General features: G+C 37.6%; 18 protein-coding genes and 1 rRNA gene. 5 read left to right on the top strand and 14 right to left on the bottom strand.

What is annotated here, in order from left to right; all coding sequences use genetic code 11:
• Window positions 1-154 precede the first annotated feature (154 nt).
• A 5S ribosomal RNA gene (gene rrf / locus A7A78_RS08340) occupies window positions 155-263 on the top strand.
• Window positions 264-362: 99 nt separating this feature from the next.
• Here the strand turns inward: rrf and A7A78_RS08335 are convergent.
• The 14 genes from A7A78_RS08335 to A7A78_RS08270 form a co-directional block, all read right to left on the bottom strand.
• Window positions 363-587, bottom strand: a complete 225-nt coding sequence (locus tag A7A78_RS08335; protein WP_068762003.1) for a DUF6095 family protein — start codon at window positions 585-587, stop codon at window positions 363-365.
• Window positions 580-1,395 (bottom strand): N-acetylmuramic acid 6-phosphate etherase, encoded by an 816-nt coding sequence (murQ, locus tag A7A78_RS08330; protein ID WP_068762002.1) that lies wholly within the window; start codon window positions 1,393-1,395, stop codon window positions 580-582. The genes A7A78_RS08335 and murQ overlap by 8 nt, the downstream gene beginning before the upstream one ends.
• A 26-nt stretch (window positions 1,396-1,421) precedes the next feature.
• Complete coding sequence (locus A7A78_RS08325) at window positions 1,422-2,219, bottom strand: DUF4249 domain-containing protein (protein ID WP_068762001.1); 798 nt, start codon at window positions 2,217-2,219, stop codon at window positions 1,422-1,424.
• A 4-nt stretch (window positions 2,220-2,223) separates the two neighbouring features.
• Window positions 2,224-4,584: a TonB-dependent receptor gene (locus A7A78_RS08320; RefSeq protein WP_068762000.1), complete on the bottom strand. Its 2,361-nt coding sequence runs from the start codon at window positions 4,582-4,584 to the stop codon at window positions 2,224-2,226.
• Window positions 4,585-4,648: 64 nt separating this feature from the next.
• Complete coding sequence (locus A7A78_RS08315; RefSeq protein ID WP_068761999.1) at window positions 4,649-6,877, bottom strand: NADP-dependent isocitrate dehydrogenase; 2,229 nt, start codon at window positions 6,875-6,877, stop codon at window positions 4,649-4,651.
• A 750-nt stretch (window positions 6,878-7,627) separates the two neighbouring features.
• Window positions 7,628-7,978, bottom strand: coding sequence for a 50S ribosomal protein L19 (gene rplS, locus A7A78_RS08310; protein WP_068761998.1), 351 nt, complete (start codon window positions 7,976-7,978; stop codon window positions 7,628-7,630).
• A 138-nt stretch (window positions 7,979-8,116) separates the two neighbouring features.
• Window positions 8,117-9,916: a DUF885 domain-containing protein gene (locus A7A78_RS08305; RefSeq protein WP_068761997.1), complete on the bottom strand. Its 1,800-nt coding sequence runs from the start codon at window positions 9,914-9,916 to the stop codon at window positions 8,117-8,119.
• Window positions 9,917-10,035: 119 nt separating this feature from the next.
• Entirely contained in the window at window positions 10,036-10,473 is a 438-nt protein-coding gene (locus tag A7A78_RS08300; protein ID WP_068761996.1) for a hypothetical protein, read from the bottom strand.
• A gap of 63 nt (window positions 10,474-10,536) precedes the next feature.
• On the bottom strand, window positions 10,537-11,211 hold the full coding sequence (gene trmD / locus A7A78_RS08295; RefSeq protein WP_068761995.1) for a tRNA (guanosine(37)-N1)-methyltransferase TrmD: 675 nt from the start codon (window positions 11,209-11,211) through the stop codon (window positions 10,537-10,539).
• Window positions 11,211-11,705: a hypothetical protein gene (locus A7A78_RS08290; protein ID WP_068761994.1), complete on the bottom strand. Its 495-nt coding sequence runs from the start codon at window positions 11,703-11,705 to the stop codon at window positions 11,211-11,213. The genes trmD and A7A78_RS08290 overlap by 1 nt, the downstream gene beginning before the upstream one ends.
• Before the next feature lie 45 nt (window positions 11,706-11,750).
• A complete protein-coding gene (locus A7A78_RS08285) occupies window positions 11,751-12,926 on the bottom strand; it encodes a DUF748 domain-containing protein (protein ID WP_068761993.1) in 1,176 nt (391 codons plus the stop codon).
• Between the two features lie 123 nt (window positions 12,927-13,049).
• Window positions 13,050-14,408 (bottom strand): cadherin repeat domain-containing protein, encoded by a 1,359-nt coding sequence (locus A7A78_RS08280; RefSeq protein WP_131811120.1) that lies wholly within the window; start codon window positions 14,406-14,408, stop codon window positions 13,050-13,052.
• Window positions 14,409-14,497: 89 nt separating this feature from the next.
• Window positions 14,498-15,946, bottom strand: coding sequence for a glyceraldehyde-3-phosphate dehydrogenase (locus tag A7A78_RS08275; RefSeq protein WP_068761991.1), 1,449 nt, complete (start codon window positions 15,944-15,946; stop codon window positions 14,498-14,500).
• A gap of 138 nt (window positions 15,947-16,084) precedes the next feature.
• On the bottom strand, window positions 16,085-17,473 hold the full coding sequence (locus tag A7A78_RS08270; protein WP_068761990.1) for a S1C family serine protease: 1,389 nt from the start codon (window positions 17,471-17,473) through the stop codon (window positions 16,085-16,087).
• Between the two features lie 376 nt (window positions 17,474-17,849).
• Between A7A78_RS08270 and dapF the strand changes: the two genes are divergently transcribed.
• The 4 genes from dapF to A7A78_RS08250 all read left to right on the top strand — a co-directional run bounded on the left by dapF (window position 17,850) and on the right by A7A78_RS08250 (window position 21,024).
• The gene (gene dapF, locus A7A78_RS08265) at window positions 17,850-18,623 is read left to right on the top strand and encodes a diaminopimelate epimerase (protein WP_068761989.1); all 774 of its coding nucleotides are present in this window, start codon (window positions 17,850-17,852) and stop codon (window positions 18,621-18,623) included.
• Window positions 18,620-19,156 carry a GNAT family N-acetyltransferase gene (locus A7A78_RS08260; protein WP_068761988.1) on the top strand — a complete coding sequence of 179 codons (537 nt, stop codon included), beginning with the start codon at window positions 18,620-18,622 and terminating at the stop codon, window positions 19,154-19,156. Before dapF ends, A7A78_RS08260 begins: the two co-directional genes overlap by 4 nt.
• Window positions 19,157-19,182: 26 nt before the next feature.
• A complete protein-coding gene (mltG, locus tag A7A78_RS08255; protein WP_068761987.1) occupies window positions 19,183-20,226 on the top strand; it encodes an endolytic transglycosylase MltG in 1,044 nt (347 codons plus the stop codon).
• A 150-nt stretch (window positions 20,227-20,376) separates the two neighbouring features.
• Window positions 20,377-21,024 carry a peptidoglycan-binding protein LysM gene (locus tag A7A78_RS08250; RefSeq protein ID WP_068761986.1) on the top strand — a complete coding sequence of 216 codons (648 nt, stop codon included), beginning with the start codon at window positions 20,377-20,379 and terminating at the stop codon, window positions 21,022-21,024.
• Window positions 21,025-21,027 lie beyond the last annotated feature (3 nt).

Raw genomic sequence — 21,027 nt, 5'->3', positions numbered from 1 at the left:
CAAACTCTTTTTTTAAGCAAGGTTCAGCTTTTCCCCTATTGTTTGTTTCCCTATGTCAAGATATTTTCCCGGCGGATGCTGGGGGGCATTAGTAGATTAGGAACTTGGATTAGTACAGACTAATCCCTACAACCTGATCCCTAATACCGATAACTAAGGTGGTTATAGCGACGGGGCTCACCTCTTACCTTTCCGAACAGAGAAGTTAAGCCCGTTTGCGCCGATGGTACTGCATCTCGTGGGAGAGTAGGTCGCCGCCTTCCTTTAAAGCCTTCACCATTTATTTGGTGAAGGCTTTTTTTTATGGGATAAAGAGAAATTTTCTAATTAGTCTAAACGGGTAGGGAAAGTATACGGGAAAGTTAAAAGATGGACTTCAAAATAGTATTTATCCCTTTAAAACAAAGATAAATAGCACCTGCACCAGCTATAATTCCAAAGAAAAGAAACACATAAAACATAAACGTTTCTTTATTCAAAAATGAAAGAGTTAATAGATATGGGCTCAAAAAGAGCAAAGGCAATGCGAATGCCATAAATTTTAAACCCTTCTTCAATAAATCAAAATCTGTGTGTTCTTTACCCATTTTGAAAATTGTTTATTGCGTTGCGAACATTTTTATGTTTTTCTAAAAGTACTTGCGCTTCTCTTTCTGAAACATTCAATTCTTCCATAATCATTCGTACACCGCGATCCACAAGTTTGTTGTTGCTCAATTGCATATCAACCATTTTGTTTCCTTTTACTCTTCCCAGTTGAATCATCGCAGTGGTTGATATCATATTCAAAACTAATTTTTGAGCCGTTCCAGCTTTCATTCGCGAACTTCCAGTAACAAATTCGGGTCCAACCGTAACAACGATTGGAAACTTTGCTGTAACCGCCAAAGGGCTTCCTTCATTGCAAGTTATACAACCTGTGAAAATATTGTTTTCATTACATTTCTTAAGTGCTCCAATTACGTAAGGAGTTGTTCCCGAAGCTGCAATGCCAATAACAATATCTTTTTTTGAAATGTTTTCTTTCTGAAGATCTTGCCAACCTTGGTTTTCGGAATCTTCAGCAAACTCTACGGCTTTACGAATGGCGGTGTCGCCACCTGCTATCAAACCGATAACTAAATCGTACGGAACACCAAAAGTTGGCGGACATTCACTGGCATCTACAATTCCCAAACGGCCACTCGTTCCTGCGCCTATGTAAAACAACCTTCCTCCATCCTTTAATTTTTCAACTACTTTTTCGGTAAGTTTTTCAATCTGGGGAAGTGATTTTTCAACAGAAAATGCAACGGTTTTGTCTTCGTTGTTGATGTTTTGAAGCAATTCGGAAACGCTCATTTTTTCCAAATGATTGTATTTTGAATCGGATTCCGTTGTTTTAATAAAAGACATATTCAAATTTACGATTAAAAAAATGGTTATTGAACAGTATAATTAAGTGTAGAGACTTCTGAAACCCTAAAATAGCCCAACGGATAATTATCAGGATTTGTTTCGTTTATAATGTTGCCACGAACGGTTGCTGGCTGTGTTTCAAAAGGACCACCACCGCCTCCAGTTTGTTGTAAAAGGATAAACATAAAGTTATAATACGCTTCACTTACGCCGTAAATATTGAACTGTACTTCGTCAGCGGGCGCTAAATCTTCAACCAAATAATATCCAAAGATGGTATTTCCATCAAAAAACTCATCTTTATAAACGTCTAAAACGTCACCTCTTTCTGAGAGTCCTTCAAAAAAATAAAAGTTTTGTTCGCCTGCTGGATCGGTGAAAAATGCTTTTAGCTCAATATCTTCCCCTGTAAAACCACCATCATCACGCTGTTCAACAAATTCCAAAGGGGAAACAGTGTAAAGCGTTTCCGTGGCTGTATAGGTTTCTTCTTTATAAAGTATAGTCAATTTATATTCTATGTTCAATTGAAGCGCAATGCTTGACACGTAAACGCCGTCTTGGGTATAATTAAAAGGATAAACAATACCATTTTCGTCCGTGACGGTGATTGATGCATCAGTAACAAAAGGAACATCATTATCAAAAAAAGGCGCAGTAGTGGTTAACCTGACTGCTGCACTATTACTGCCATCTTCCCAAACATTCAAATTTGCTTCTACTACCAACCTCGGTGGTGCATCATTAAGCTCAACATCAATTACATCTTCACAGGAAGTAACTATTCCGAAGAAAATCACCAATAAAAATAACTTCTTCATACTCTTAAAATTTAAAATTATAGGTTACCGAAGGGATTATCCCAAAAATGGAAAGCCGAACGGCTTCATTTTGATTAATATCAGTGTTTTCGCGAAACGATACGGAAGCCGCATTTTTACGATTGTAGGCATTGTAAATGCTGAAAACCCATTCACCTTTCCAGCGTTTTGTGCTTTCTGGTTTTGGTGTCCAAGTTGCGGAAAGATCCATACGGTGAAAAGCAGAAAGGCGACTGCTGTTTCGGGCTTCGTAAACCGGAACAACCACACCGTTGTATTCATATTGCCCTTCCGGATAAGTTGTTGGTATTCCTGTTTGGAAAATGAAATTTGCGCCAAAAGACCATTTATTGGTAAGTTCATATTGTCCAGTTACAGAAATATCGTGCGTTTTGTCCCAGGCCGAATTGTACCATTCACCATTGTTTATTCCAGTTTCTATAGGTGTTCTTCCAGGTGTTTTTTGTTCACTTTTTGAAAGGGTATAAGCAATCCAACCTTGCAATTTTCCTGTGTTTTTCTTGAAAAGAACTTCAAGTCCGTAAGCTCTTGCTTCACTTTTCAGCAGAATTTGTTCCACCGCGTCGTTTGCAATTAAATCGGCATCGTCCACATAATCCAAACGATTTTTTACCTTTTTGTAAAAAGTTTCCACTTCGAGGGAATAATTTTTGAAATTTCTGAAATACCCCAATGCCACTTGATCTCCCAACTGTGGTTCAATATATTTTCCGCTCGGCGCATAAATATCAAAAGGCGTCGGGGAAGTGGTGTTGCTGATTAAATGAATGTATTGGATCATCCTGTTATAGCTCGCTTTTATGGAAGAATCGTCATTCAGCAAATAGGAAATTGCAAAGCGCGGCTCCAAATTGGCAAAAGATTTTATTGTTTCACTTCTGCTGAACGAAACGGTATCTATGGGCGTTGCTTTTTGATAAATATCCAAACTTGGATTGTAAATTATCGGGTTGTCGTTTTCGTATAAAAACAGTTGGTCTTGCCCCAAACGGTTGAAAGTAGATAAACGAAGCCCAGCCTGTACCGAGATTTTATCTGAAAGATCTATTTCGGCATCAACGTAAGCTGCGTTTTCCCAAGCGTATTTATCAGTAAGTTTAAAAGAATTGATTCCAGAATCTTCCGTAGTTGGCGTTACATCACCTGGATTGAATTTGTAATAAATACTGTTGATTCCGTAGCGCAAATCTACGTTGTTTGAAATGTAATGCGAAAAATCATACTTCAAATTAAAGTTTCGAATGCCGCTATCAAAATCGAATTCCACAAATTTTAGTTCCAAACCGTAATAATAATCTGAATAAATCAAAGATAGATTCGAAAACAATTTATCTGAAAAAAGATGGTTCCAGCGTAGGTTTAGGGTTGTATTTCCAAAGCTATTCGCGAAGCTATCAGAGATTTCAAAAACATCTCTTCCAAAATAACCGGACAAATAAAGGCGATTATTATCGTTTAGGTTATAACTAAGCTTGGCATTCAAATCATAAAAGTATGCTACATTATCATTGTCGAAAAGAGGCAAAAACAAGTGCGCATAGCTACTTCTTCCTCCAATCAAAAACGATGCTTCGTCCTTTTTTATGGGGCCTTCCAAAAGCAAACGGCTGGCGACCAATCCAATCCCGCCGCTGGCATGATATTCCCGCTTGTTTCCGTCTTTTTGGTAAATATCCAAAACTGAAGAAATTCTTCCACCATAACGGGCCGGAATTCCGCCTTTGTAAAGCGTCAAATCTTTAATGGCATCTGGATTAAAAACCGAAAAGAAACCGAACAAATGCGAAGAATTGTAGAGTGTAGCTTCATCCAACAAAATTAAATTTTGATCAGCAGCGCCACCGCGGACGTTAAAACCGCTGGCGCCCTCGCCCGCACTCGTAACTCCGGGAAGCAGCGTTATTGCTTTGATAACATCAACTTCACCCAAAACCACAGGAATTTTTTTAATGGTTGTGGTGGAAAGTGTGTTGGCGCTCATTTGCGAACTTCGCACATCTAGTCTTTCGTTATCGGTTTCTATCACCACTTCATCCAGACTTTCAGTGTCGGTGGCCAATTCCAAATCTTTTTTTATGTTTTCGGCCAGGGAAATTTGAATTTTTTGTGAAGCAAAACCAATGCTGCTATAAACAATTTCATAATCACCTTTGGGAAGTGTAATGGAATAATAACCGTACTGATTGGTTACTGTCCCCGTTTGCAGGGAAGGGATGATAACATTTACACCAATCAAAGTTTCGCCTGTATCCGCTTCAGAAATTGTGCCGCTGATAGTAAATTTTTCCTGAGCGAAGGTTGTAAAGCTTCCGAGAAAAAGTAGAAAAGTTAGTATTTTTTTCAAATGTTTGATTGTTATATATAAAAAAACCTCCAGCTGTACTGAAGGTTTTAAAACGGTTAGATTATTACTTTATTTCTGAAAGTATGCTATTAAAAGTTTTGCTCGGTCGCATCGCTTCCGAAACCAGCTTATCGGTTGGTTCGTAATAACCACCAATGTTTACTGAATTTCCTTGAACGGCGATCAATTCATTATTTATTTTGGCTTCGTTTTCTTTTAATTCTTTTGCGATTGGAGTGAAGATTTTTTTCAAATCTGCGTCTTTGTCTTGTTTTGCAAGCGCTTCCGCCCAATACATCGCCAAATAGAAGTGGCTTCCGCGGTTGTCCAGTTCCTTTACTTTTCGTGAAGGTGATTTGCTGTTTTCGAGATATTTTTCGGTGGCTTCATCTAAAGCATCACCTAAAACTATAGCTTTTGGATTATCGTATTTTGTGCCTAAATGTTCCAAAGAAACAGCAAGCGCTAAAAATTCACCCAAAGAATCCCATCGAAGATGGTTTTCCTCCAAAAATTGCTCAACGTGTTTAGGAGCAGAACCTCCTGCGCCTGTTTCAAAAAGACCTCCGCCATTCATTAATGGAACGATTGAAAGCATTTTTGCACTCGTGCCCAATTCCAAAATAGGGAAGAGGTCAGTTAAATAGTCACGAAGTACGTTTCCTGTTACAGAGATTGTGTCTTGTCCCGCTTTTACGCGTTCCAAAGTATATTCAGTCGCTTTTTCGGGAGAAAGGATTTTAATTTCAAGTCCTTCAGTATTGTGATTTGGAAGGTATTTATTTACTTTTTTGATGAGTTCGGCATCGTGGGCACGGTTTTCATCCAACCAAAATACAGCTGGATTTCCGGTTGCCCGCGCACGCTCAACTGCAAGCTTTACCCAATCTTGAACAGGTAAATCCTTTACTTGGCACATTCTCCAAATATCTCCTTTTTCAACCTTGTGTTCAATAATCACTTTTCCGGAAGCATCCAAAACCTGAACTTTTCCGTCTGCGGAAATTTCAAAAGTTTTATCGTGGCTTCCGTATTCTTCGGCTTTTTGAGCCATTAAACCTACGTTCGGAACGGTTCCCATTGTGGTTGGGTCAAAGGCTCCGTGTTTCTTGCAGAATTCTATAGTGGCTTCGTAAACACCTGCGTAACTGCTATCAGGTATTACAGCTTTAGTATCGTGAGATTTCCCATCAGGTCCCCACATTTTGCCAGAGTTGCGGATCATTGCAGGCATAGAAGCATCAATAATAACATCACTTGGCACATGTAGATTTGTGATGCCCTTGTCGCTATTCACCATTGCCAAATCTGGATTTTCGGCCATTATTTTTTTAATGTCCTGAAGAATAGCGTCTCTTTCGTCTTCGTTTAATTCGGAAAGTTTGTTCTCCAAATCGCCCAAACCGTTGTTGGCATTAACCCCTAATTTCTTAAAAGTATCGACATATTTTTTGAAAAGATCCTCAAAATAGACTTTCACCGCATACCCAAAAATAATCGGGTCGCTCACCTTCATCATTGTTGCCTTCAAATGAACAGAAAACAATACTTTCTTTTCTTTTGCATCTTTCACTTGTTCTTCCAAAAAGTTTATCAATGCTTTTTTGCTCAATACTGTAGCATCTATGATTTCGTCTTTTAAAACTTTTAAATTATCCTTTAAAACCGTTTTATTTCCATCATTTTCTACTAAAACGATACTCAAAGTATCATCAGCAGCCATCGTCAATGATTTTTCATTGTGAAAGAAATCACCGTGCTGCATTGTGGCAACATGGCTCTTACTATCACTACTCCAAGCGCCCATACTGTGAGGATGTTTTTTAGCGTAATTTTTTACGGCTTTTGGGGCGCGACGGTCGCTGTTTCCTTCACGGAGAACAGGATTTACTGCGCTTCCTTTTACTTTGTCATATTTTGCCTTTATTTCTTTTTCTTCGGAAGTAGTAGCAGTTTCGGGGTAATCTGGAATATTGAACCCTTTCTTTTGAAGTTCTTCAATGGCTTCATTTAACTGCGGAAGGGAGGCGCTAATATTAGGAAGTTTTATGATGTTTGCCTCTGGGGTTTTTGCAAGCTCTCCCAATTCTGCTAGATCATCATTCACCCGTTGTTCTTCTTTAAGAAACTCAGGAAAAACGGCCAATATTCTTGAAGCAAGTGAAATATCACGACTTTCAAGTTTGATGTTTGCAGGTGAAGTAAACGCTTCTACAATAGGTAAAAAAGAATGGGTTGCCAAAGCCGGGGCCTCATCGGTTTTGGTATATATAATTTTGGAAGATTTTGTCATTGAAGTGTTTTTTTGAATAGAATATTTGAAATTTTAAGGAATGCAAATATAGCGATTTGGAAGAGCTTCTGAAAGGAGTTTATAAGTTTAGGAGTTTAAAAGTTGAGGGGGTTGAGGAGTTGAGGGAAATTAAAAAAATAAGTCATTAGTTCAACTCTAAACTTCTCAACCCCTCAACTCATCGAATGAAAAGTATCTAAAACAAGAAAAGCCATATCACTGTATAAATACATTGTGATATGGCTCCTTGTAAAGTAAACTTTTACCGACCAATTCACCGGAGCGAATTCTGGGCAAGTTTATTATACCCTTGCGATCGTTGCTTACTTACACGGGTTCAAAATTTTGTAATTTGCATCTTCCGTGAGGTTAATGCCATTTTCAAAAAACTGACCCAAAAACTTTTTTCAATCTCAATACTAATAATCTAAAGATCGTGAGTACCTCAAGCAATCAAAAAAAGCCTGTAAAGTGTTTTCTTTTTATTTTTTCAAACTTTTAGAGGCTAACCGTCTTGCGAGCGTTAGCTTCATAAGCGATTTGAAAAAATGGTGTAAAAGAACGTTACTTTATTTTATCATCTTGGTTGTTATGCCGTTTTGATAGTGCTAATATAGAACGGAAAATTTGATATGCAATATTTTGTAAGTCTTTAAAAATCCACAGTTTACAAACAAGCGTTGTGAACAATTGTTCATAAAAAAAGCCCTGTAAAAACAGGGCTTTTGATAGTTTTCAACAAAGAATAAACTACATACGTTTTTCTTTGATACGAGCTTTTTTACCTGTAAGACCTCTAAAGTAGTAAATACGAGCTCTACGCACGCTACCTTTTTTGTTGATCTCAATTTTTTGAAGGGCTGGCATGTTAAGTGGGAAGATACGTTCCACACCAACTGTACCGCTCATTTTACGAATTGTAAAAGTTTTGGTAATACCTGTTCCTTTAACTTGGATTACAACACCTCTAAAGAACTGGGTTCTTGTTTTTTCACCTTCACGGATTTCATAGTAAACTGTAATAGTATCACCAGCTCCGAATTCAGGAAATTCTTTCTTTGTTACAAATTCGTCTTGTACAAATTTTATTAACGCTTCCATTTTGTTAATTTGATAAGGTTTAAATTAAAACAACGTTCGCGGTTCTCGCCAGAGGTTGGATTAAGTGGGTGCAAAATTAATCAATTAATCTTATGAAGCAAGGTTTTGTTTCTTTTTTTGCTTCTTAAAGCTTTAGGTTTATTTGGAATCCGTAATCCATTTGTCAATCTTGTTTTCAAGCAATTCCAAAGGAACACAACCCGTTTCCAAAACTTGGTTGTGGAATTCGCCTATTTTGAATTTGTCGCCCAATTCCTTTTCAGCTTTATGGCGAAGTTCCAAAATCTTTAATTGCCCAATTTTATAAGCCAGTGCCTGTCCAGGATTTGCCATATATCTTTCTATTTCGGAAACTATTCCAGCTTCTGGCTCGGCTTCGTTTTCCAAACAATATTGAATGGCTTGTTCGCGTGTCCAGCCTTTGGAGTGCATTCCTGTATCAACAACCAAACGCACGGCACGGTGCATTTCTGCGCCCAACATTCCGAAGTATTGATAGGGATCTGTGTAAAGACCTAATTCTTTTCCGAGTGACTCGCTATAAAGCGCCCAACCTTCGCCGTAACCGCTGTAGAAAAGAGTTTTGCGGAACATTGGCAAGTCGTCATTTTCCTGTGTTAATGAAATTTGATAGTGATGCCCTGGAATGGCTTCGTGCAAAAACAAAGATTCATCACTGTACACATTATATTCTGAAGCATTTGGAATTGGAACATAAAAAATTCCAGGACGCGTACCGTCCAAACTGCCGGGGTTGTACTCGGCACTTGCAGAATTTTCACGGAACTTTTCGGTCTGTTTCACTTCAAAAGCAGTTTTCGGTTTTTTGTCGAAAAGTACTTCCAGCTTTGGTTTCATTGTATCGTAAATAGCATAGAAATGATCAATAATTTGCTGCGGTTCTTTGTACGGCATCAATTCTTTATTGGTACGCACAAAATTGAAGAACGCTTTTAAATCACCTTTAAAGCCAATCTGTTCCTTCACTTTTTCCATTTCTGAAGAGATACGCGCCACTTCGCTTAAACCCAATTGGTGGATTTCATCGGCGGTCATTTCTGTGGTTGTGTACAGTTTTATTTGGTGTTTGTAATATGCTTCTCCATTTGGTGTTTCTGCAATTCCAGTGGTAGCTCTTCCTGCTTTTAAATAATCTCCGGCCATAAAATCGTGAAGGCTTTGATAAGTGGGAACAATTTTTTCGGAAACCATTTTTGAATAGGCTTCGGTAAGTTGTTTTTGGTCTTCTGCAGAAAAGTTTTCAGGAAAGTTTTTTACAGGTGAATAAAATAGATTTTTTTCCAAATTGGGTTCTGTCATTGCTTTTAACTGAGGAACCACTTTTACAATTAACGACTTTGGAAGCACATAACCTGCCGCCATTCCTTCCTTCATTCGGCTTTCTGCAGAATTTAACCAAACCACATACCCATCCAAACGCTTTAGCCAATTGTTGTAATCTTCCACGGTTTTGAAAGGTTGCGCGCTGCTGCCGCTAGCCAATTGCCCCATCATCAAATTAACGGACCACATTTGGTCAATAGGAAAATAGGTGCTGTTTTTGAAAGTGAGCGCTTCAAGGTTTATGTTGCATTCCCACAGCAAAATATCCTTGCTCATCTTTTCGGTTTCGCTTAAATCTGCATCGTTAAATTTTGATGCTTCTTCCTTGTAGTGGGTATAATATTTTTTCAATTCAGAAGTATATTCATCTGAAAGGAAATTTGGGAAACTGTCGTTGTAGCGTGTATCACCCGAAAATGTTGCGTTTAACGGATTTAATTTTAATCCTTCTTGGTAATAATTGTCGAGTATTTTGTTGAAATCTGCGCTCACGTTAGTGTTGGTTTTTGTGTTCTCTTTTTCTTTTGATTCGTTTTTACAGGCAGTGAAAAGAACGACTGCGAGTAGTATTATTATAACATGGTTGGTTTTCATTATATATTGGTTTTGGTTAGTTTAATGTATTTCTATGTAAAATTATTTCTTCGTTCAATGATTAAATTAAAAACTTCTTGCGCATTTTTTATAAATTCTAATCTCCTATTTTGGTCATACTAATGATATTCAATTGCTAAAGTAAATAACTTAAACGAAAAGGGTTTTTCATAATTTATTAAGATTGTACCAACATCATTGGAATATTTTTTCAGAATTGGTTCAGGTAGTGATTTTATTCTATAACTTTTTATGTGTTTACCAAAAAATAGATACTCGACATATATACGTTCGGTTGAAATAGCATAATATGTTTTTGACCTTCTGTATCGGTGTAAAATTAGATGGATAATTCCGCCAAATGCGCTTGCTAATAAAAAGATTATTCCAAAAATTTTAAAAAAAGTAGGTGTATTGTTTGTCCAAACAACGATATTCCAAATTAAAGCAAAAATTAAAGAAAGAAGTCCGGAGAATACAAGAAGAAAAATATGTGTTTTATTTGATTTATTTTTTTCAGGTTGACCAGTCCACAAAACTGTTTCTTCTTCTTTCAAATATTTATCAAACTTACTCTTCAAGATTTACTTTTTAATTTGTGGTGTTTGATTTTTTAGCAACTATTCTAATAAATCCGGCCTACGCTCCTTAGTGCGCTTATAAGCCTGCTTTTCGCGCCATTCTTCAATTTTTCCGGTATTGCCGCTGGTGAGGATTTCTGGAACTGCCCATCCTTTGTATTCCGCAGGGCGTGTATAAACGGGTGGCGCTAATAAATCGTCTTGGAAGGAATCTGTCAGTGCGCTGGTTTCATTTCCCAAAACGCCTGGAATCAAACGTATCACGGCATCACAAACTAAAGCCGCGGCAAGTTCGCCACCGCTTAAAACGAAGTCGCCCACAGAGATTTCACGGGTAATAAAATGATCACGCACACGTTGGTCCACGCCTTTGTAATGCCCGCACAGAATAATAATATTTTCCTTTAGCGAAAGTTCGTTGGCTGTGTGTTGGTTAAAAGTTTTACCATCGGGCGTCATATATATTATTTCGTCATAATCCCTTTCGGCCTTTAGTTCTGAAATACATTTATCAATAGGTTCAATCATCATAACCATTCCGGCGCCACCGCCAAATTGGTAATCGTCAATTTGTTTATAGGCGTTGGTGGACCAATCGCGAAGGTTGTGGGTATTTATTTCCACGAGCCCTTTTTCAATGGCGCGTTTTAAAATTGAAACCTCAAACGGACTTTGAAGCAACTCTGGAAGAACGGTAATTATGTCAATTCGCATTATAGGAATTCTTTTTTCATCTTGCAGCGGTCTATGGAACCTTTGGCGCGTTCCAAAACACCTTTGTCCAAGGTGTCCATGGCGCATTTTTTATAGTAATCTATCGCTTCGTCCAATTTTCCCTGCTGTTCAAACATAATTGCGTATTCGTTGTAAATGGTGGATTTTGTAATCCCGGGAATATTTATGGCAGTGTCCAGCAATTCTTTCAATTCGTCATATTTTCCCAAAGTGGAGAGAAGTACGGAATAGTTGTAATATACGGGCGGATACATAGGGCTTTTTTCCAAACAGAGTTTGTAGAGGGTTTCGCCTTTTTCAAATTCCTTGAATTTTACTTCATACAGATAGCCTAAATGGTTATAGGCTTTCCCAAAGTTTGGGTCCATATCAATTATTTTTTCAAGCTTGTTTGTGGCTTCGTCGAAAAAACCTTCTTTAATGTCTGTATTGGCTTGATTAAGCAGTTCCTCAAGTTTGGTTAGATGGTCCATTTTTAGAAAATTTAGAGTTACAAAAATAGGTAATTCCTGCTGAAACTATCCTTTTTTAGCTTCTCGTTCTTTCTTTCTTTGCTCACGTTTTTCCTCTCTTTCCTTTTTGCGGAGCTCCCGTTTTTGTTCACGGGTAATTTCACCATCCTTAAAGGCGTCCTTAAAGTTAATATCGTCATCTACCTCTCCGGTAAATGCCTTGATCCACGCATTCTTAAATATATTGAAAACAGTGGGCCAGACACCTGCCTCCACATTGTTTAAATCTCCCTCAAAAGGAACTTTGGTTGCTAAAGTATCGGTACCTTGGTTTTTCAGAATAAATTTGAAGAACCCAACGAAACCTTCCCACAAAATTTCAAGAAAACCATCGCCCTCGCCAATTAGTTTGGTATCTGTTAAGAGCGGTTTTACATAGCCAATAAGGTGTCCATCTGCAATGGCGACTTCGCTGTAAACCCCAAATGTCCCTTTGTCAAAATCGATGCCCGCATAATAGTTTGTAAAATCGTTGAGTGCCGTTGCTTCTGCATTTTCCAAGGAAAAGGAAAGATCCATATCTGGAATTTCCTTTACCAAATTCATATTTCCTTCCAATGAAACTTTTCCCTTACCTATTGAAACGCCACTGGCGCGGATGGGCGAGGGGAGAATGCGCTCCTTTTCTACCACATTGCGCAGGTTATCGGCGGTGAGTTCAAGTTTGTCTATTTGAAGATCTATATTTGGTTCTGCAGAAAGTTGCACAAAAGCCACTTTGCCGTCGTGCACTTCAAAATGGTTAATATCTATGGGAACTATATCTGTAAGCGCTTTGGTCCAATCATCAACATCTGCATCGCCACTTTCTTCCTTTTGGTCCTCAAAAACATAAATCACTTCTGGGCTGGTCATTATTATTTCGCTTACAATTTTACCTTTAAAAAGTGATTTCCACTCAATGGAAATATCGCTTTTGGGAAAATTCAAAAATGGAACCTGCGATTCTGCGGTGCCTTTGCTTAGGTACATTCCGTTTATTACATAAGCCCCGCGAATAAGGGCAATGTCTACATCTTCAACTTGCCCATAATAGCCGGGAATGTCTGCCAATACTTTATTGATGTTGTTTTTTACAAGCGTGGGAAGGTAAAGGCGAAAGGCAATTAGTAGAATTAGGATTATAATTGGAACAGTATATCGTTTCTTTTTAAAGCCTCTTCTTATTGTCGTTTCTGACATATTTCTGAATTAAATAATTTTAACAAATTTGATTGAAACTATGGAAATTTTCAGTTAATGAAGTCATAAAAAAATTCCCGTCTTGGCGGGAATTTGTATTAATTTTAATTACGACTGAAACTTTTATAGACTACAATTACCGTCTTTAATGTCTTGTTTTGTTGGGTTGTAGGCGTTACTTTCAGTTATAAAAGAAGGAAGATTACCTGAAACACATAAATCTGTTAGCGCGCAGAAATCTGATAGATTTGGATTTTGCCAAACTACGAATTGCTCCAATACCTCCATAAGGTTGTCTAACCCATTTAAACTTTGAAGGCTTTCATTATTTTGTATAAATATTTGGGAATTGATATTATTAATGCTTTCTAATCCCGATAAATTTGTTAAAGAAGTATTTTCAGAAATCTCTAAATAAACGCTTGCTCCAATATTTCTTAAACCATTTAAATTAGTTAATAAATCGTTCTCTAAAATACGAATCTGATTAATGTTACTATTTATATTTTGGAGAGCATCTAGATTATTCAAAAGTGGATTTTTCTGAATAACAATATATCCACTCAGTTCTGTAAGTGCGGATAAGGCATCAATATTTTGCAGGCTGTTGTTGAAAGAAACATTTAAACTTCCTGCAAATCTTATATTGTGCAACCCTTCCAAATTTGAAACGCTCATTGATTGAACTATTAAATCTCTTTCCACTGATGTAATATTATGCAAGCCATTAAAATTTGACAAAGAAATGTTCCCTATGATTCCTAAAGTTCTATGAATAACAGTTAAACTGCTTAGACTTTCTAATGTAGATAAAACAGGATTTTCGTAAATATTAAGGCTACTACCTATCTCCGAAAGGTTTCCAAGACCTATGAGGGTTTGTAATTCTCCATTGTATGAAATGACAACTTCTCCACCTACAAATGTTAGTGGCTGCAATGGTGATAAATCCGTAATATTTGAATAAATTGAACCCAAGTTGTAACCAACAATCAAGTATCCCGTAATTCCAATATAGTTGTGTGATCCAAATTCATCAACTTCTGCTTGCGTTGATAATTTAACGTTTCCGTCGTAGATGTTTTCTTCATTAACATCATTTAAAGATATTATTACCTGCGCATTTTTAAAAATAACTCCATTCGAAACCCTTATTGTAGAAGTGATCGTTGGATTTGTTTCAAAATCGAAAAGCGTTCTATTAGCAACTTTCAATTCACCTGAAGATGCATCAATAGAAAATGCCCCAGCCGGATCTTGTTCTGTAATTGAAAAAGTAATTGAGCCTTCATTTGTGCTTCCAGAAACAACTCCAATTACTTGCCCATTTGCAGGGTTTTCATCCATTGTTTTTGAAAAATCTGAAGTTGTTACTGTTATTTCCGAAGGGTTTGGATTATCGTTATCTTTTGAACAGTAAGAAAATATGGAAATTGAAAAAAGAAACAAAATTGAAAAACGATTATTCGGTAAGATTCGCATTATTAAAGAAATGTTAAAAATTAAGTATTCGAATATAAAAAAATCCCGCTACAAGCATAGCGAGATTTTTTATTTATAGGTATTTTTTATTAATAGTAAGTATATCTCCTAACCTGCGCAATATACTTTGCCAAACGAATAACTTGGTGGCTATAACCGTATTCGTTGTCATACCAAACATAAAGCACCACGTTTTTACCGTCTTCTGTAACGATTGTTGCATTGCTATCATAAATAGCCGGAGCAGAAGAACCAACAATATCGCTTGAAACAAGCTCATTGCTTAAAGAGTATTTTATTTGCTCTACCAAATCGCCCTCCAAAGCATATTTTTTCATTGTGGAATTAATGCCGTCTATAGAAGTAGGAGTGCCCAATTCAAGATTCAAAACCACCAAAGAACCGTTTGGAACTGGAACGCGAATTGCATTACTTGTAAGTTTACCAGCCAAAACGGGCAATGCTTTTGCAACTGCACTTCCAGCGCCAGTTTCGGTTATTACCATATTTAGCGCTGCAGCACGGCCACGGCGGTATTTGCTGTGCATATTGTCAACCAAATTCTGGTCGTTTGTATATGCGTGAATGGTTTCCAAATGTCCACGAACCACTCCAAAAGAATCCTCAACGGCTTTCAAAATAGGGGTGATGGCGTTTGTGGTACATGAAGCTGCTGAAAAAATATCAACTGTATTTGGGTCGTATTCGTTTTGATTTACACCGTGAACAATGTTCGGCACCCCTTTTCCGGGAGCGGTAAGCAATACTTTTGAAGCGCCTTTAGATTTTAAGTGTCTGCTTAATTCCTTGTCATCACGGAAAGCACCGGTATTGTCGATAACCAAAGCATCTTCAATTCCATATTGTGTGTAATCAATATCCTCAGGGTTGTTTGCTGAAATGATATGAACGGTAGTTCCGTTGATGATCAACGCACTGTTTTCAAGATCTGTGCGTACAGTTCCTGGGAAATCTCCATGAACGGAATCATACTGAAGCAACGAAGCTCTTTTGTCCAAAACAGTTTGGTCCATTTTTCCACGAACCACAATGGCGCGAAGGCGAAGTTGGTTTCCTTGGCCAGTTCTCGTCATAAGCTCACGTGCCAATAAACGTCCGATACGTCCAAAACCGTAAAGAACAACGTCTTTTGGAACGATATTTTTGGTTTCTTTGGCGTTTTTCAATTTATCTGAAACGAATGCCAAAGCGTTTGAATATTTATCGTCTTCCAAATGGAATTCATAGGTAAGTTTGCCGATGTCCAATTTTGCCGGTGGAAGATCCAAAGTTTTGATGGCCTGCGCAATTTCAACAGAGTCGAAAATTGATATTGGCTTTTGAACGAATTCGCCCGCATATTCGTGAAGGTTTAAGATTTCACTCACGTTGCGGTCGATAAGTTGGTTGCGGAAAAGTACCAATTCAATGGACTTGTCGTACCAAAGGTCACTAATGATTTTAATAAATTCTACTGAAGCTTTTCGGCGGTCAGTTTGAAAAGACAGTTCTTTTTCATAAACGTCATCAAAACTCATAAGGAAGGATTTTTTAAGGGTTTAAATTTGGTGCAAAAATACTTATTTCAATCGTTGTGGAGAAATAAAAACCAAAAATAAAAACACCGCTGAAAGTTTTGATTTTCAGCGGTGTTTTGAGTGATTTCTAATTATATTTTATCTAAAAATAAAAGAATTTATATTGCCGGCAGTGTCCATAAAAGTCATTTTTATGGGTGTTCGGTAATCGCGCTGGCTCATAATTCGTTTTACGTCATTTATGTTATTCACTACTTCGTCATTTAATTGGGTGATTATAATTCCTTCCAATTTATATTGGGCAACATCAGGGGTTAAAGCTCGGGTTACTGTCACTCCGTTTTTCAATCCGCGGGCTTTAAGTTCAGCTGAAGTAGTGTTTTTGACTTCCAAGCCCAAATCGTCAATTGAAAAAGTTTCTAATTTCACAAGCGTTACGGGAATTGTTTTTTCGTTTCCGTTGCGCACAACCGTTACTTCAACAACATCATTCGGTCTTTTTGAACCGAGATACCCAGCCAAATCGGCAAATTTATTAACCGTTACGCCATCAAGTTTTTTAATTATATCGCCTTCTTTAATTCCACCCTTATCGGCGCCACTACCTTTTTCAATACCACCAACGTAAACACCTTGGGTTTCGTCAACGCCTAGTTTTTTCGCTAAATCGGAATTCAAATTCCCTACTTGTATTCCCAAAATTCCGCGCTGTACGTTTCCGTATTCCAAAATATCCTCAATCACTTTTCGGGCGTTATTTGAAGGAACTGCAAAGGAATACCCCACATAACTTCCCGTTTCAGAAGTAATGGCAGTATTAATCCCAATCAATTCGCCACGGGTGTTTACCAAGGCACCACCGCTGTTTCCGCGATTCACCGCGGCATCTGTTTGAATAAAAGACTGTGGATTACCGTCAAATTGGTTTAAATCACGCGCTTTCGCACTAATTATTCCAGCAGTAACGGTTGAGGTCAGGTTGAAAGGATTTCCCACGGCAAGCACCCATTCGCCAATTTTCACATTATTGGAATCGCCGAAAGGAATAAATGGAAAATCATCGTCGCCGTCAACTTTTATCAAAGCGATGTCTGTGTTTGGATCGGTGCCAATAAGTTTTGCCGTGTATGTTTTGTTGTTATTCAGCGTAACCTCAAGATTTGAAGCGTTAGCGATTACGTGATTATTGGTAACAATGTAACCGTCCGGCGAAATAATCACACCACTACCGCTACCTACCATTGCGCGCGGTTGGCCGCCACCCTGAAAATACTCCATAATATTTGTGGGCTGCCGGCTCACCGTTGTGTTTTTTACGTGAACAACGGCATGCACGGTTTTATCAGCGGCTTCGGTGAAATCTGTATTCATACCCTCGGCCGTCGAGGAAAAGTTTGTGGGAATGTAGTTTGAAGTTTGTTGTGGAGCGAAGGAAATAGTTTCCTTTTTTTCGAAGAATTTGTAGCCGCCAAGTGTGATTGCACCTGCGAATAGCGCTACAAGAAATAAACGGATTGTTTGTTTCATTGTAATAAAATTTTAATTAATACTGATTTAAAATAATTCAAAAACTTAATGTTCAAGTTTTGCATTTTTAAACTGTTTTAAAGGTTTCAGTCCTGAGAAGAACGGAGGAGGGAAACCCTTTTTGAAGAAACATTTTTTTAAACACTCCCACAAATTTAACAACGATGGAACGAAAAAAGTATGCCACAAAGCGGTATTTAACTTCTATTTAACGTGAAAATTTTTCTGAAAACCCAGTTGGGCATAATATTTTATATGGATAAAAACTCTCACAGTAGCGTCTTATCTTTTTTTTGGAATTTGGAATTTGTTTTTTTTGTGATTTTACTATCTCGTGGGCTTTGTCCACGAGGTAGTTTGTTATCTTTGCGCAGTTATGGAATTCACCTTTTATAAATACCAAGGCACGGGCAACGATTTCGTTATTATCGACAATCGGGAAGATTTTTTTCCGAAAAAGAATACCGAACTTGTAGCCAAAATCTGCGACCGCCGTTTTGGGGTTGGCGCTGATGGCCTGCTTTTATTGGAAAACCATCCTGATGCAGATTTCAGAATGGTTTATTATAATAGCGATGGCAACCTAAGTTCTATGTGCGGAAATGGCGGACGGTGTATTTCTCATTTCGCAAAATTCCTCGGTATCATTTCTGAAAAAACCACCTTTGAAGCAGTGGACGGAATGCACGAAGCTACGGTTAAAAACGATTGGGTTTCCCTTAAAATGAACAATGTTGAAAAAGTAAATGTTTCTGAAAACTTTACTTTCTTGAACACAGGCTCGCCACACCACGTTGAAATTGTTACGGAACTTCAGGATTTTGATGTTTTTACAAACGGAAGAAACATTCGAAATAAAACCTATGGAAAAGAAGGTTCGAATGTAAATTTTGTCGAACAAAATGATCACGCGATTTTTTCAGTCAGAACCTATGAAAGAGGCGTGGAGGACGAAACGCTTTCTTGTGGCACTGGAGTTACAGCTGTTGCAATTGCAATGTTTGAAACTGGCAAAACTTCAGAAAATAAAGTGACATTAAAAACGCCCGGCGGAGAATTACAGGTTCGTTTTGAAAAAATTGGTTCAGGTTATGAAAATGTATATTTGGAAGGTTCGGCAATACAAGTTTTTAAAGGAATCTGGAAATGAAAACACTAAAAGGCGAGCATATATTTTTGCGGGCTCTCGAACTTTCCGATTTGGATTTTCTCTATAATTTGGAGAACGATGAATCGCTTTGGGAAGTGAGCAACACCACAACTCCGTATTCAAAATATATTCTGAACCAATATCTTGAAAACAGTCATCGCGATATTTACGACGTAAAACAATTGCGGTTGGTGATCTGTAAAACTGAAAATGAAGCAGTTGTTGGATTTATAGATTTATTCGATTTTGATCCAAAACACAACAGAGTAGGGGTTGGCATCGTTATTTTTTCAGAAGAAGATAAACGAAAAGGCTTTGCTTCGGAAGCATTAAAACTTACTTGTGATTATGCTTTTTCACATTTAAACGTGCATCAGGTTTTCGCAGGAATTACGGAAGAAAATAAAGGAAGCATTCTGCTTTTTGAAAAGACTGGTTTTGAAAAAACGGGCGTTAAAAAAGACTGGATTTTTTCCGAAGGAAAATATAAAGATGAATATTTATATCAGTTGATTAGCCAATTCGCTAATTAGCAGATTCGCTAATTGAAAATTTTAGAATGTATATAAAAAAAATATTGCTGATTATTGTGTTGCTTGGCGCCGTTGGAATGGGCGCTTTTGCTTGGTATGTTTACAACACTGCTTTTTCCGGAAATACAGCTTTCAACAATAAGGAAGCGCACGTATTTATTCCCACAAATGCAACAATTGATGATGTGGTTGCAGAATTGGAGCCGCTTTTAAGAGATACCGAATCTTTTTATGCAGTTGCGGATCAAAAAAAATATTCAGGAAATGTAAAACCAGGCCATTTCATCTTAACAAAGGGAATGACCAATAACGATATTGTGAATGTTTTGCGCAGCACAAATATTCCAATAAATATCAAATTCAACAACCAAGAGCGATTGGAGGATCTTGCAGGGCATATTTCAAAACAAATTGAAGCAGATAGTATTTCATTGTTGAAATCTATGCGAGATCCACAATTTTTGAAGGAAGAAGGTTTAAGCGAGGAAACCGCCCTGTGTCTTTATATTCCGAATACCTATGAGTTTTATTGGAATAGTTCAGCAGAAACTTTTCGCAATCGAATGAAAACCGAATATGAACGATTTTGGAATGAATCGAGAACCCAAAAAGCAAAAAATCTAAATCTTTCAAAAGAACAAGTAATGGCGTTGGCCGCAATTGTTCAAAAGGAAACCGCAAAAGTGGATGAAAGATCACGAGTTGCAGGTGTTTATGTGAATAGATTGAAAGTTGGGATGTTGCTCCAAGCCGATCCAACTGTTATTTACGCCCTGAAAAAGGAAAGTGACGACTATAACCAAATCATTAAAAGAGTACTTTATGCCGATTTGGAACTGGATTCGCCATACAATACCTATAAATATGCAGGGGTTCCACCGGGACCTATCACAATGCCGGACATTTCTTCTATTGATGCAGTATTGAATCCCGAAAAGCACGATTATTACTACTTTGTGGCAGATGTTACCAATTTCGGTTACCATAAATTCGCAAAAACCCTTGCGCAGCACAATGTAAATAAAGTGGAATATGTGCGTTGGGTAAATAGTCAAGGGTTGAATCGTTGATTTTTTTAATTCTTCTGCAATCCCTTTAAAAACGGGGGTAATTTTTCTTTTCACATTACTTTAACAGCCTATAAATCAGATTTTTAAAAAAAGGATTATCTTTGCCCGCTGAAACTAGGATGTAATTTTACATCTGAATTTTAAAATTTGATGAAAAAAAGAATATATCTAATTGCAGTATTACTTGTTGTTACCGTACTAGTAGGGACAGGTTTCATTTCAAAAGATGGCTACGATTTTTCCGTTTTTAGTACAGAAGGATTGGAGTTAAATTATAATGTTCCCACAGAAGCAGAGTTTACCCCACTTATTGCTCCTGTGACTCCAAAATTCTATTTGTTTTTGGGGAAATCTTATGTAGGATTTAAAGAAGCGCTTGGTTTTAAGGAATCAAGAGGAGATTACCAAATTGTGAATGATTACGGCTATATGGGGAAATACCAATTTTCCCGAGCTACCTTAAGAATGATGGGAGTAAAGAACACTGATAATTTTCTATATGATACTCGCCAACAGGAAGCAGCTTTCTTGGCTTATACTTCTTTGAATAAATGGGTACTTCGGAATGATATTAAACGTTCCGTGGGAAAAACCATAGGTGGTGTAAAAATTACCGAATCAGGAATTTTGGCAGCTGCGCATCTTGCGGGCGCAGGGAATGTTCAAAAATTTTTAAGAAGCGGTGGCGCTAATGGGTTTGAAGACGCAAACGGTGCTTCAATTCGTTATTATCTAAGAATGTTTTCAGGTTATGATACTTCGCACATTGTGCCAAACAAGAAACCAAGGGTAATGTAAACT

The organism is Aequorivita soesokkakensis, assembly GCF_001641085.1.
Classification (GTDB): domain Bacteria; phylum Bacteroidota; class Bacteroidia; order Flavobacteriales; family Flavobacteriaceae; genus Aequorivita; species Aequorivita soesokkakensis.
The sequence above is the reverse complement of the archived record's forward strand: the minus strand, read 5'-3'. Positions and strand labels throughout refer to the sequence as shown.

Coding starts and splice junctions, on each gene's coding strand:
- A7A78_RS08335 (WP_068762003.1), bottom strand. CDS start 587: ATGGGTAAAGAACACACAGATTTTGATTTATTGAAGAAGGGTTTAAAA.
- murQ (WP_068762002.1), bottom strand. CDS start 1,395: ATGTCTTTTATTAAAACAACGGAATCCGATTCAAAATACAATCATTTG.
- A7A78_RS08325 (WP_068762001.1), bottom strand. CDS start 2,219: ATGAAGAAGTTATTTTTATTGGTGATTTTCTTCGGAATAGTTACTTCC.
- A7A78_RS08315 (WP_068761999.1), bottom strand. CDS start 6,877: ATGACAAAATCTTCCAAAATTATATATACCAAAACCGATGAGGCCCCG.
- rplS (WP_068761998.1), bottom strand. CDS start 7,978: ATGGAAGCGTTAATAAAATTTGTACAAGACGAATTTGTAACAAAGAAA.
- A7A78_RS08305 (WP_068761997.1), bottom strand. CDS start 9,916: ATGAAAACCAACCATGTTATAATAATACTACTCGCAGTCGTTCTTTTC.
- trmD (WP_068761995.1), bottom strand. CDS start 11,211: ATGCGAATTGACATAATTACCGTTCTTCCAGAGTTGCTTCAAAGTCCG.
- A7A78_RS08290 (WP_068761994.1), bottom strand. CDS start 11,705: ATGGACCATCTAACCAAACTTGAGGAACTGCTTAATCAAGCCAATACA.
- A7A78_RS08285 (WP_068761993.1), bottom strand. CDS start 12,926: ATGTCAGAAACGACAATAAGAAGAGGCTTTAAAAAGAAACGATATACT.
- A7A78_RS08280 (WP_131811120.1), bottom strand. CDS start 14,408: ATGCGAATCTTACCGAATAATCGTTTTTCAATTTTGTTTCTTTTTTCA.
- A7A78_RS08275 (WP_068761991.1), bottom strand. CDS start 15,946: ATGAGTTTTGATGACGTTTATGAAAAAGAACTGTCTTTTCAAACTGAC.
- A7A78_RS08270 (WP_068761990.1), bottom strand. CDS start 17,473: ATGAAACAAACAATCCGTTTATTTCTTGTAGCGCTATTCGCAGGTGCA.
- dapF (WP_068761989.1), top strand. CDS start 17,850: ATGGAATTCACCTTTTATAAATACCAAGGCACGGGCAACGATTTCGTT.
- A7A78_RS08260 (WP_068761988.1), top strand. CDS start 18,620: ATGAAAACACTAAAAGGCGAGCATATATTTTTGCGGGCTCTCGAACTT.
- mltG (WP_068761987.1), top strand. CDS start 19,183: ATGTATATAAAAAAAATATTGCTGATTATTGTGTTGCTTGGCGCCGTT.
- A7A78_RS08250 (WP_068761986.1), top strand. CDS start 20,377: ATGAAAAAAAGAATATATCTAATTGCAGTATTACTTGTTGTTACCGTA.